Here is a 12,340-nt window from a genome sequence, read left to right on the forward strand (position 1 = left end):
AAATTAAAAACACTATTTATAAAGGCAGTTTAATAAAAATTTTAAATCTTTCGTTTTCATTTGAAGAAATTTCTAAAAATCCTTTTACAGATTTAAGGCGATTTTCAATATTTGCAAATATCTTATTTAGGTTTACATTACGATCTTGAAATTCAGTTCCATTATTAGTATAAGTTATTAAAATATTTTTTTCCTCCTTTTTAAATGTGATGCTAGCCAATGAAGCATTATTTATTATTTTGTTCTGATCGAAAATTTCTTGTAAAACACGGAAAACCGTGATTTTTTTTACTCGGTCAATTTTCAACCACGAAAATGTATCTAAACCATTTATAATAATGTTCAATTTTGAGCTCGTGTAACCAGAAATCATTTCCTTAAGAGCTTTTTCAAAATTTTCATCAGTTATTATTTTGCTGTTTTCTCTAGATATATTTCTTGTTTTTGAGTAAATGTTATTTAATTGAGACAGAAAAATTTCTTTGTTTTCTTCTTTTTCTAAATCATTATCCTCTGTAAATACTGAAATCTTGTCAATTTCTTTTTCAAGTTCAAATTGTAATTTCTCGGAAATACGCATTTCATTCTTGAAAACTTCATTGTTGCTTTCTTTTTTTGCTTTTGTAGTTACATAAAAAACTATAAATACTAAGCTTATAATACTAATAAAAATTATAACATAAGAGATATAGCTTCTATTTCTTTCGCGTTGCATATCTAACTCATCTTCCGTTTTTTGAGCTTTGAGTTCGAGGTTTTCGTCTTTGTCCTTTTTGAAATTATATTTCATATTAGAAAAAAGATTCTTTTGTTTTAGCCTTATTTCAGAAATACTGTCATTAAACTTAACATAAAGATTCGAGTATTTTTCCAAATCATTTCCTGTACTACTTTCTATTAGAGAGTAAAGGGTAAACTTTTTGCCTTGATAATTGTTCATGTCACAAGCTATTTTATAGCCAGTTTCACCATATTTTTTAGCTAGAGCAGCATTAGTTTTTGAATAATATCTGCAAAGATTTGAATAACTAAGTGGAAGATTTTCGAGATCTTTCGTTTTAAGCCTTATTTCTAGAGCCTCATTAAAATATTTTAACGATTTTGGATTGTCAATTGTAAAATAGCAAATACCTAAATTATCTATCATTATAGCAAATTCTCTCAATTCATAATCTTTAAGAGTATTTGTTTTTTTATTTTCTGCATAAAATCCTTCAGTTGTTAATTTTAGATACATCTTTATGGCCTTATTGTAGTCTTTCTGTTGCATATAGGTCAATGCAATATTGCCTTGAGCATTTAACTTTCTCCACTCTTTAGTGTTTAAGTTATAAGCTTTGTTAAAGTATAAAATAGCATTCTCAAAGTCTTTTGTTCTCAAATAAGAACAGCCTAAAAGATTATAGGTGTTCCAAGCGAATCTAGGTTTTTTTAAATGTTTTAGGTGTGGCAGTATTTTAGTTACAACCGCTTCACTTTCAGTATAATCTCCTTCACTTTGGTAGAGATAACCTATTGATATTAAAGCATCAACGTAGTCAATTCTGTCTTTTACAGTATCAGCAATAGCGAGTATTTTTCTATAAGTATTGTACGCATTTTTGTTGTCCGAATCATCAAAATATTTATCGGCGATTATTGTTAATCTTTTAACTTCAGCTGTATTGTCAGTTTTTTTAGCAACAGTTGCTTTCTCTTTTTTGCATGACATTGGAACGACGAGCAAAAAAAATATAAAAACTGAAATTTTGACTAAAGTAGAGATTTTCATTTGGGGGCTATGACGTTAAAAACACAATTTATAATGGCAGTTTAATGAAAATTTTAAATGTCTCACTTTGATTTGAAGAAATTTCTAAAAATCCTTTTACAGATTTAAGCCGATTTTCAATATTTGCAAATATCTTATTTAGGTTTACACTAAGATCTTGAAATTCAGTTCCATTATTAGTATAAATTATTAAGATGTTTTTTTCTTCCTTTTTAAATGTGATGCTGGCCAATGAAGCATTATTTATTATTTTGTTCTGATCGAAAATTTCTTGCAATACACGAAAAACCGTGATTTTTTTTACTCGGTCAATTTTCAACCACGAAAATGTATCTAAACCATTTATAATAATGTTCAATTTTGAGCTCGTGTAACCAGAAATCATTTCTTTAAGAGCTTTTTCAAAATTTTCATCAGTTATTATTTTGCTGTTTTCTTTAGATATATTTCTTGTTTTTGAATAAATGTTATTCAATTGTGATAGAAAAATTTCTTTGTTTTCTTCTTTTTCCAAATCATTATCCTCTGTAAATACTAAAATCTTGTCAATTTCTTTCTCAAGTTCAAATTGTAATTTCTCGGAAATACGCATTTCATTCTTGAAAACTTCATTGTTATTTTCTTTTTTTCCTTTTTTTCTCATGTAGAAAATTAGAATAATGAAACTTATAAAGACGATAGAAATAACAACATACAAGATAAAACTTCTATTTTTTTGTCTTTGGATTTCCAATTCAGCTTCCACTCTTTCAGTTTTAAGCTCTAAATTTTCTTCTTTGTCTTTTTTAAAATCGTATTTAATATTTGCAAATTGATTTTTTTGCGATAAACTAATTTTGCTAAAGCTGTCAATGAAGTGAATATATATATCAGAATATTTTTTTAAACGATTTCCTGTACTTGTACGTATTAAACATTCTAAAGCATATTTTTTTTGCTTATAGGTATTTACCACTAATGCGTGCTTATAAGCTGTTTCAGCATACTTTCTTGCCAATGAAGGATTTGAATGGGCATAATAATCAGAAAGATTTGAATAAGTATTTGGGAGGTATAGAACATCATTTAATTCTATCCTAATTTTCAGAACTTCTTTATAATAGGCTAAAGCAGCGGTATCGCCTAGACTTGCATAGGAATTTCCTATATTGCTTTTCATTATAGCATAATCTAGTAATTCAAAATCTTCTAAAGTATTTGCCTTTTTTTTATCAGCATAATACCCTGTTGTTGCTACTTTACTATAGATTTCTATAGCCTTTTTGTATTTACGTTGATGAAGATATACAAGTGCAATATTAGCTAGTGCGTTTGCCTTCCTTCTTTCACCAGTGTTTAAATTATAAGCCTTTTTTGCATACACAAGAGCATTGTTGTAATCTTGAGTGGCTAAATAATTGTCTGCAATAACTCTGTACGTTTCCCAAGCAAACCTTGGTTTTTTAAGATATTTAAGATAGGGAAATACTTTTGTAGCTGTAAATTCACTTTCAATGTAATTTCCTTGATGATGTTGTATAAGCGCTATCGATATTAATGCATCAACATAATCTACCCTGTCTTTTACGGTATCGGCTATTAATACAACTCTTTCATAAATTTTAAAAGCCTTTGAATATTCAAATTTATCAAAATACGCATCGCCCAATATTGTAAGTCTTCTAACTTCAGCCGTATTATCAGTTTTTTTAGCAACAGCTACTTTTTCTTTTTTGCAAGACATTGGAACGACGAGCAAAAAAAATATAAAAACTGAAATTTTGACTAAAGTAGAGATTTTCATTTGGGGCTATGACGTTAAAAACACAATTTATAATGGCAGTTTAATGAAAATTTTAAATGTCTCACTTTGATTTGAAGAAATTTCTAAAAATGCTTTTACAGATTTAAGGCGATTTTCAATATTTGCAAATATCTTATTTAGGTTCACACTACGATCTTGAAATTCAGTTCCATTATTAGTATAAGTTATTAAGATATTTTTTTCCTCCTTTTTAAATGTGATGCTGGCCAATGAAGCATTATTTATTATTTTATTCTGATCAAAAATTTCTTGTAATACACGGAAAACCGTGATCTTTTTTACTCGGTCAATTTTCAACCACGAAAATGTATCTAAACCATTTATAATAATGTTTAATTTTGAGCTGGTGTAACCAGAAATCATTTCCTTAAGAGCTTTTTCAAAATTTTCATCAGTTATTATTTTGCTGTTTTCTCTAGATATATTTCTTGTTTTTGAGTAAATATTATTTAATTGTGATAGAAAAATTTCTTTGTTTTCTTCTTTTTCCAAATTATTATCTTCTGTAAATACTAAAATCTTGTCAATTTCTTTTTCAAGTTCAAATTGTAACTTCTCAGAAATACGCATTTCATTCTTGAAAACGGCATTGTTTTTTTCTCTTTTTCCTTTTGCAGTAACATAAAAGACAATAAAAAATAGACTGATTATGATTGCTGAAATTATAACATAAGAGATATAGCTCGTGTTTTTTTGCCTTTGTAGTTGTAGTTCTTTTTCTGCTTTTTGAGTTTTTAGTTCTAAATTTTCGTCCTTATCTTTTTTAGAATCATATTTTATACTGGCAAATTGATTTTTTGCTGTTTTTTGGCTTAAAGATACGCTGTCAGTTAATTTTATATATAGATTGATATATTTTCTCAGATTTTTACCGTCTTCAGAATCGATTACTTCAGTTAAGGAATTTATTTGATTTGATACAGAATTTGCTTTACACGCAGAAATATAACCATTAAGCGCATAGAATTTCTTCAATTTTGGATTTGGATATTTTTTGTAGTAAAGATAAAGGGAATGATAAGCGCCAATTAGTTCAAAATGATTATTTGTTTGAAGGGTTATTTCAAGACTTTTGTTAAGATTTTCTAACGCTAATTTTTCGTGATTTCCTAAACGCAGATAACTAAGCCCAAGATTATATAATATAGCAGCGTACTGAATATCAGTATTCACTAGATCGGTTACGTCGACTATTTTTTTCTTTGCTAAAGGTTCTAATAAATCTATCGCCTGCTGATACTTTTTTTGTTGCATATAGATGAAACCGATATCACATTTAATCTGTGCTTTTCTAAATTTAGATATCGCAATGTTTAGCGCTTTTTTATGATACAGCAAAGCATTATCATAATCGTAATTGTTGTAATAATTATTTGCCGTATAAGAATAGACCATTTGAGCGAGTCTGGGTTTTCGTACAGTATATTTTAAATATGGAAAAGTTTCTGTTAGAACGCTTTCGCTTCCGTAATAATCACCAGCTCGTTGTAATATAATGCCTATTTGTGATGACGCATAGACATATTGATTAGCATAATCTATTTTAGGACTACATAGAAGCTGAACTTTTTTAAAATAATAAATTGCGCTATCATCTTGTAATAATTTATTTAAGCTATCGCCTTTTTTTACCAGTTTATAAATTTCTGCAGTGTTAGCTGTTTTTTTAGAATAGACTAGTTTCTTTTTGTTACAAGATTGAATGGATAAAATAATACCAAGCAGTATGAAAAAGTTTAATGCAATTTTGCTTTTTTGTAAATGATTAAGGAGATTTATCATTTACAAAGGGAATTTAATAAATACTTTAAAACCTTTTCCTGCTTCTGAATCAATATCGATTTCACCTTTAATGGCTAAAATTCTATTTTCAATATTATGCAGTCCATTTTTTAGAACCATCTTGTGTACATCAATTCCTTTTCCGTTATCGGTGTAATTTATGATGATATTTTTTTTCGTTTCCTTAAAAACAATGGCGACTAAACTAGCATCACTATGTTTCTTCATGTTTACAAGTAACTCTTGTATAGCTCTATAAACAGCAGTTTTTTTTGCTTTATCAACTTCGTTCCATGAAATAGTATCAATCCCATTTATTAAAAGATTCAAATTCGGAGTATTGAATCTGGAGATCATTTCTTTCAAAGATGAAGTATAATTTTTATCTGTAACAATAGTGCAATTTTCTTTTGAAATATCTCTCGTTCGGGCATAAATAGCATCAAGATTATGAAGTAATTGCTCTTTGTTTTCTGCCAAAGACAAATTTTTGTTTTCGGCAAAAGCCATTGTGTGGTAAATATCGTTTGCTAATTCGTCATGAAGTTTTTTAGAAATTCGTGTTTCGCTATTATAGGCAGCTTCTATTTTATCTCGATTTGCTTTAGAAGTCAAATAATAATATAGAATTAGAATCAAGCATAAACTCAAAACTATAATAATATACGATATAATATTTCTGCTTTTTTGACGCTCCAGCTTTAATTCGTTTTCAGCTTTGTGAGTTTTTAATCTTAAATTTTCTTCTTTTTCTCTTTTAGAATCATATTTTATTCTCGCAAATTGGTTTTTAGCTTTTTGTCTTACTTCAAAAATGCTGTCTACTAATTCGACATACAGTAGAGAATATTTTTTTAGTTCCTGATCTGAACTGTTTTTTATTAATAGCTTTAATGCAGTTTGCTTATTATCAATATTATTAATTTTTCTAAATTTTTTATAAGCTTCTAAAGCGTGTTTTTTCGCTAAGAAAGAATCGTTGTTTTCGTCATAATAAGAAGCAATATGCAAATTGCTCACGGCAACTCCCGAATTATTATTAATGTCTTTTCTAATCTGCAACGCATGATTTAAATACTGAATTCCTCTTGGATCATTCATCTTAACATAGCATAAACCAATGTTATCTATATTTTTTGCATTATATTCAGGCTTTTCTATAAGCTCTTTTTTTGTAGATAAGCGTGAAAATATCTGCAAAGCTTCATCATATTTTTGCTGTTCTAGCAAAACAGATGCGATATTGCTTTTTGTTAAAGACTTTAGAGATTCATCTATTTTAAGACCTAATGCTTTATTATAATAGAGCAAAGCATCATTTAGATTATAAGTTTGAAGATAATTAGTGCCTAAAGTCGTATAGATATTCCAAATATTATTTTGGTCCTTTAATGATTTTAAATACGGAATTGCATCAGTTATTGTGGTTTCGCTTCCAATATAATCCCCATGATTAAGCTGGATGTCAGCCATACAATTAAGAATGTTGGTATAATTGTCAGGATCTATTTTAGGATCACAAATTAATTTTGCTTTGTTGTAGTAGAAAAACGCACTGTCTGAATTACTAAACTTATTATAAAAAACAGAAGCCTTCTGAATGTTTTTTTGAACTTCTAACTTGTTTTGTTTTTCTTTTAAATCATCATTGATTTTTTCTTGGCAAGAGAAAAGAACCAATAAAAGAGGAGTTATATAGGTAAGTATTTTTAATCTTTTTGACATCATGCGCCAAAAATAAATAATTCTGCAAATTATGAATTAATTATTTTGCTTTTTTCTTCTTTTTAATTCTAATTCTTAGATAAATAGAGAAAGCCCTTTGAAGACAAGGGCTTTGAAAGGTTTTTTATTTGTAAAATTTATCCTTATAAATTATTCTGCACGCATACCAGTTGCAATTCCGATTCTATTCCAAGCATTTATTGTAATGATTGCCATTATGATTTCTGCAAGATATTTTTCGTCAAATAATTTTGCTGCATTTTGATATACTTCTTCAGAAACGTGATTACTAATTAATGTTATTTCTTCTGTCAAAGCTAATATTGCTTTTTCTTCGTCACTATAAAAATCAGCTTCGCGCCATGCGCTCAGTAGATAAATGCGTTGCTCAGTTACGCCCAATTTTCTTGCGTCTGCAGTATGCATATTTATACAATAAGCACAACCATTTATTTGAGAAGCTCTAATTTTAATGAATTCTTTATGTACTGGAGATAGGGAAGTAGAAGCAATGTATTTTTCTAAACCAAACATGGCTTGATAAGCTTCTGGGGCAACTTGCGGGATAACGATTCTTGAGTTCATTTTTATATGTTTTAAAAGTTCATTACAAAGGTCAGTAATGTATTCTCTCAAAAACTTGAACTACTTCAAGAAATACAGATTAGACTTTTCCAGCTCTAATTTTACTCATAAATTCAGCAGAAAAATCTAAATAGGAGGCAATCATATATTGTGGAACGCGCTGAACAAATTCTGGAAAATGATCATTGAAATGATGATATCTTTCTTCAGCCGACATTGTAAATAAGAATTTGATGCGCATTTGCATAGCGCCAAAAGTTTTTTGAGTAACGATTCTAAAATATCTTTCCAGATTTGGTATTTCAATAAGTAGAGATTCTAAAACAGTTTTATCGACAGAAATAACTTCTGAGTTTTCTACAGCTTGTAAATAAAAGCTAGACGGAATATGATTGTGGTAACTTAAATAATCAGTTATCCACCAGCTTTCTATTCCAAATTGGAGTGTTTGTTCTGTTCCTTTAGAATTGATGATGTATTGTCTCATACAGCCTTTTACAACAAAATACATTGTATTGCAGATTTGTCCTTCTTTTAAAACATGCTCTTTCTTTTTTACTTTCGAAATTTCTAAGCATGATTCTAATTTATCGATATCTGAAGGTTCTAGAGTAATGAATTTTTGTATGTGATCAACAAGAGGCTTAAGCATTATATGATTGTTTTAAAATGATTTTAAAGGTAAAACAGATTGTTTTAAAAACAAAAAACCATTCGAATAAACGAATGGTTTTTTTATAATAAGTAAGTAATCTTAAATTGAGTTTATAAAACGTTTTATTTTACTTTATTAAGAATAGCTTTGAAAGCTTCTGGGTGGTTCATAGCTAAATCTGCAAGAACTTTTCTGTTCAATTCGATTCCGTTAGCTTTAACTTTCCCCATGAATTGAGAATAAGACATTCCTTCTAATCTAGCTCCAGCGTTGATACGTTGAATCCATAATGAACGGAAATTTCTTTTGTTTTGTTTTCTATCGCGGTAAGCGTAGCTCATCGCTTTCTCTACTGCATTCTTAGCAACTGTCCAAACGTTTTTACGTCTTCCAAAGAAACCTTTGGCTTGCTTCATTATTTTTTTTCTTCTTGCTCTTTTAGCAACTGAATTTACCGATCTTGGCATAATTTTAATGTTTTTTTGTAGCAGGCGTCCTGAATTGAATCAAAGGAACTTAAAGCCATACTCCAAGGTTATATAAATAATTTTTTAACCTAAAGAATTATTAGATAATTCTTAATTGTTGTTTAATGCTTCTCATATCTGTTTGGTGAACTAGCGCTGAGTGAGTCAAAGCTAATTTACGTTTTTTAGATTTTTTAGTCAAGATGTGACTTTTAAAAGCATGCTTTCTTTTAATTTTTCCAGAGCCAGTAACTTTAAAACGTTTCTTAGCGCTAGATTTTGTTTTCATTTTAGGCATTTTTCCTAGTGTTTTAATTTATTCTTACTTACTTATATTTTTGTTTCAAGTTTACAGTTTCAGGTTCAAAACTGAATACTGAAACTGCAAATTGAGACTATTTTTTCTTCTTAGGAGCAATGAACATAATCATTCTCTTTCCTTCCAAAACAGGCATAGCTTCAACTTTACCATGTTCTTCCAAATCCTGAGCAAGACGCAATAATAGAATCTGACCTTGATCTTTATAAATAATAGAACGTCCTTTAAAGAAAACGAATGCTTTTAGTTTAGCTCCCTCTTTTAAGAATTTTTCGGCGTTCTTTCTTTTAAATTCATAATCATGCTCATCAGTTTGAGGACCAAATCGAATTTCCTTTACAACAACTTGAGAAGATTTAGCTTTTAAAGCCTTGTCTCTTTTCTTTTGTTCGTAAACAAATTTCTTGTAGTCCATAATTTTACAAACCGGCGGTTCCGCGTTTGGCGAAATTTCAACTAGATCCAATTCAAATTGATCAGCTAAACGTAACGCATCTGCGATTTTAAAAACGCCAGGCTCAATATTTTCACCTACAAGACGTACCTCTGGAACACGAATAAGATTGTTTATTCTGTGTGCATCTTTTTTTTCTACTCGAGGTTGAAAACCTCTGTTGCTTCTTATTGCTATGACTTTCTAATTTAAGTTAAACTGTAAATACTTTTAATGTCTTTTTTATTTCTTCGTCTACAATCGCAGCAAATTCTTCGATTGAAACTGTGATATTACCTTTTCCTTCTTGTCCGTGACGACGAATTGAAATCGTACCGTTTTTCTCTTCTTCCTCACCAACGATAAGCATAAATGGGATTTTCTGCATTTCTGCATCTCTAATTTTCTTACCGATAGTTTCGTTTCGGTTGTCAATTAGGGCGCGAATTTCGTGATTTTCTAGCAAATCTAAAACTTTTTTAGCATAATTTTCGTATTTCTCGCTCAAAGACAAGATAATAGCCTGCTCAGGCATAAGCCAAAGTGGGAAATTTCCTGCCGTATGCTCAAGTAAAATTGCTATAAAACGTTCCATAGATCCAAAAGGAGCTCTGTGAATCATAACTGGTCGATGTAATTCATTATCAGCACCTTTGTAAGTTAAATCAAAACGCTCTGGTAAGTTGTAATCTACCTGAATTGTTCCTAATTGCCATTGTCTTCCCAAAGCATCTTTAACCATGAAATCCAGTTTCGGACCATAGAATGCTGCTTCACCATATTCTACAACAGTATTAAGACCTTTGTCTCTTGCTGCGTTGATAATAGCGTTTTCAGCTTTCTCCCAGTTTTCATCAGTACCAATATACTTTTCTCTGTTTTCCTGATCTCTCAATGAAATTTGAGCTGTAAAGTTTTCAAAACCTAAAGAACCGAATACATATAATACAAGGTCAATTACTTTTTTGAATTCCTCATCCAATTGTTCTGGAGTACAGAAAATGTGCGCGTCATCCTGAGTAAATCCTCTAACACGAGTCAAACCGTGTAATTCTCCAGATTGCTCATATCTATAAACAGTACCAAATTCAGCATAACGCTTTGGTAAATCTTTGTATGACCAAGGTCTAACGTTGTAAATCTCACAGTGGTGAGGACAGTTCATTGGTTTCAATAAAAACTCTTCACCTTCTGCTGGAGTATGAATTGGCTGAAAACTATCTGCACCATATTTAGCATAGTGACCAGAAGTAACATATAATTCTTTCTGACCAATATGAGGAGAAACAACTTGCTCGTAACCAGCTTTCTTTTGAGCTCTTTTCAAAAATTGCTCTAAACGCTCTCTAAGCGCAGCTCCTTTAGGTAACCACAATGGTAAACCTTGACCTACTTTTTGAGAGAAAGCGAACAATTCAAGTTCTTTTCCTAATTTACGGTGATCACGACGTTTTGCTTCTTCAAGAAGTTCAAGGTACTCAGTCAAATCTTTTTGTTTAGGGAAAGAAGTTCCGTAAACGCGAGTCAACTGTTTGTTTTTCTCGTCACCTCTCCAGTAAGCACCAGCAACACTCATGATTTTTACAGCTTTGATAATTCCAGTATTCGGAATATGTCCACCGCGGCATAAATCAGTAAAAGTAGCGTGATCGCAAAAAGTAATAGTTCCGTCTTCAAGATTTGAAATCAATTCAGTCTTGTAAACATTGTCTTTATACATTTCTAAAGCTTCAGCTTTAGTTACAGGGCGCATTTTGAAATCATACTTTCCTCTTGAGATCTCAAGAATACGATCTTCAATCTTTTTAAAATCAGCTTCAGAAATTTTCTGATCTTCAAAATCTACATCATAATAGAAACCATTAGCAATTGCAGGTCCAAGAGTCAATTTAATTCCAGGATACAATTCCTCAAGAGCTTGTGCCATTACGTGCGAAGTTGAGTGCCAGAAAGCTTTTTTACCTTCAGCATCATTCCAAGTATATAATATAAGATTACCGTCGGTCGTCAATGGAGTTTCGGTTTCAATAGTTGTACCATTAAAAGATGCTGAAATCACGTTTCTAGCAAAACCTTCGCTAATGTTTTTAGCGACCTCCATTGGAGTTACGCCCGAAGCGAACTCTCTAATTGACCCATCGGGTAAAGTAATCTTGATCATTGTTTATAATTTTGTGAATGCAAATATACATGATTACAAAAATACATACAATATATATGTACAAGTTTACTCTATTATATATAAGTATAGTTTTTTTTACTCTATAATATAATAATAGCGACAGTTTTCCAAAAGCTGTCGGGTTTGTTTTTACATACATATTATATAAGTGTAATTTGTCTGGCAGAGCGGAGCGAAGCCCTTCTAGTTTTTGGAATTTGTAATTTGAATAATTATAATTTTTGAATTAGGAGCTGTTTCCCGCTATGCGCTCCAATCTTTTCGGGCCGAACCCCGGCCCAAAAAGGATTTCCGCTTCTATCGGGGCTAGGGGATCGGTCTTCGGAAGAGGATTTTCGGTAAAACTAAGCTTTGGCAAGGATAAGAAATCATCAAAAAACGGGATCAAAGGCTAAAAATCCAATAGAAAAGGAGATATGAAGCCCCCGAAAAACAGCAAAAGCATACCGTCTTGAAGAAAAACCTTACGCAAACCGAAAAAACATGAAAATGTAAAGGGGACGTTGCCAGTGAGTTAAGAAATAGTTTTGAAAAAGAATGAAAAAAGGGCGTGGAAAGTGTTGGAAAAGCGGAAAAAGGTTCTACTTTTGCACCCGCAACAGCGAAAAACGCTCTTA

Annotated in this window: 10 protein-coding genes; all 10 read right to left on the reverse strand. The window is 30.6% G+C overall.

Translation table 11 applies throughout. The annotated features are described in order from the left end of the window. Positions 1 to 16: 16 nt before the first annotated feature. The 10 genes from ACE01P_RS22455 to thrS all read right to left on the reverse strand — a co-directional run bounded on the left by ACE01P_RS22455 (position 17) and on the right by thrS (position 11,702). A complete protein-coding gene (locus tag ACE01P_RS22455; protein ID WP_379701291.1) occupies positions 17 to 1,711 on the reverse strand; it encodes a hypothetical protein in 1,695 nt (564 codons plus the stop codon). Positions 1,712 to 1,799: 88 nt separating this feature from the next. Continuing rightward, entirely contained in the window at positions 1,800 to 3,494 is a 1,695-nt protein-coding gene (locus ACE01P_RS22460; RefSeq protein ID WP_379701292.1) for a hypothetical protein, read from the reverse strand. 87 nt (positions 3,495 to 3,581) lie between these two features. Then, entirely contained in the window at positions 3,582 to 5,357 is a 1,776-nt protein-coding gene (locus ACE01P_RS22465) for a hypothetical protein (RefSeq protein ID WP_379701293.1), read from the reverse strand. Beyond that, positions 5,358 to 7,085 (reverse strand): ATP-binding protein, encoded by a 1,728-nt coding sequence (locus ACE01P_RS22470; RefSeq protein WP_379701294.1) that lies wholly within the window; start codon positions 7,083 to 7,085, stop codon positions 5,358 to 5,360. Positions 7,086 to 7,232: 147 nt separating this feature from the next. Then, positions 7,233 to 7,667 (reverse strand): carboxymuconolactone decarboxylase family protein, encoded by a 435-nt coding sequence (locus ACE01P_RS22475; protein ID WP_379701295.1) that lies wholly within the window; start codon positions 7,665 to 7,667, stop codon positions 7,233 to 7,235. Between the two features lie 79 nt (positions 7,668 to 7,746). Further along, positions 7,747 to 8,319 (reverse strand): Crp/Fnr family transcriptional regulator, encoded by a 573-nt coding sequence (locus tag ACE01P_RS22480; protein WP_379701297.1) that lies wholly within the window; start codon positions 8,317 to 8,319, stop codon positions 7,747 to 7,749. A gap of 125 nt (positions 8,320 to 8,444) precedes the next feature. After that, positions 8,445 to 8,789, reverse strand: coding sequence for a 50S ribosomal protein L20 (gene rplT, locus ACE01P_RS22485; RefSeq protein ID WP_008464948.1), 345 nt, complete (start codon positions 8,787 to 8,789; stop codon positions 8,445 to 8,447). Positions 8,790 to 8,889: 100 nt separating this feature from the next. Further along, on the reverse strand, positions 8,890 to 9,087 hold the full coding sequence (gene rpmI, locus ACE01P_RS22490; RefSeq protein WP_008464950.1) for a 50S ribosomal protein L35: 198 nt from the start codon (positions 9,085 to 9,087) through the stop codon (positions 8,890 to 8,892). 97 nt (positions 9,088 to 9,184) lie between these two features. Further along, complete coding sequence (gene infC / locus ACE01P_RS22495) at positions 9,185 to 9,733, reverse strand: translation initiation factor IF-3 (RefSeq protein WP_091497511.1); 549 nt, start codon at positions 9,731 to 9,733, stop codon at positions 9,185 to 9,187. Positions 9,734 to 9,755: 22 nt separating this feature from the next. Continuing rightward, a complete protein-coding gene (thrS, locus tag ACE01P_RS22500) occupies positions 9,756 to 11,702 on the reverse strand; it encodes a threonine--tRNA ligase (protein WP_379701299.1) in 1,947 nt (648 codons plus the stop codon). Between the last annotated feature and the right edge of the window lie 638 nt (positions 11,703 to 12,340).

The organism is Flavobacterium sp. HJSW_4 (assembly GCF_042436695.1).
In the GTDB taxonomy this organism is placed as follows: domain Bacteria; phylum Bacteroidota; class Bacteroidia; order Flavobacteriales; family Flavobacteriaceae; genus Flavobacterium.

What these genes read in the sequence shown, in the direction of transcription:
- ACE01P_RS22455 (WP_379701291.1), bottom strand. Translation starts at nt 1,711, where the DNA reads ATGTCATGCAAAAAAGAGAAAGCAACTGTTGCTAAAAAAACTGACAAT.
- ACE01P_RS22460 (WP_379701292.1), bottom strand. Translation starts at nt 3,494, where the DNA reads ATGTCTTGCAAAAAAGAAAAAGTAGCTGTTGCTAAAAAAACTGATAAT.
- ACE01P_RS22465 (WP_379701293.1), bottom strand. Translation starts at nt 5,357, where the DNA reads ATGATAAATCTCCTTAATCATTTACAAAAAAGCAAAATTGCATTAAAC.
- ACE01P_RS22470 (WP_379701294.1), bottom strand. Translation starts at nt 7,085, where the DNA reads ATGATGTCAAAAAGATTAAAAATACTTACCTATATAACTCCTCTTTTA.
- ACE01P_RS22475 (WP_379701295.1), bottom strand. Translation starts at nt 7,667, where the DNA reads ATGAACTCAAGAATCGTTATCCCGCAAGTTGCCCCAGAAGCTTATCAA.
- ACE01P_RS22480 (WP_379701297.1), bottom strand. Translation starts at nt 8,319, where the DNA reads ATGCTTAAGCCTCTTGTTGATCACATACAAAAATTCATTACTCTAGAA.
- rplT (WP_008464948.1), bottom strand. Translation starts at nt 8,789, where the DNA reads ATGCCAAGATCGGTAAATTCAGTTGCTAAAAGAGCAAGAAGAAAAAAA.
- rpmI (WP_008464950.1), bottom strand. Translation starts at nt 9,087, where the DNA reads ATGCCTAAAATGAAAACAAAATCTAGCGCTAAGAAACGTTTTAAAGTT.
- thrS (WP_379701299.1), bottom strand. Translation starts at nt 11,702, where the DNA reads ATGATCAAGATTACTTTACCCGATGGGTCAATTAGAGAGTTCGCTTCG.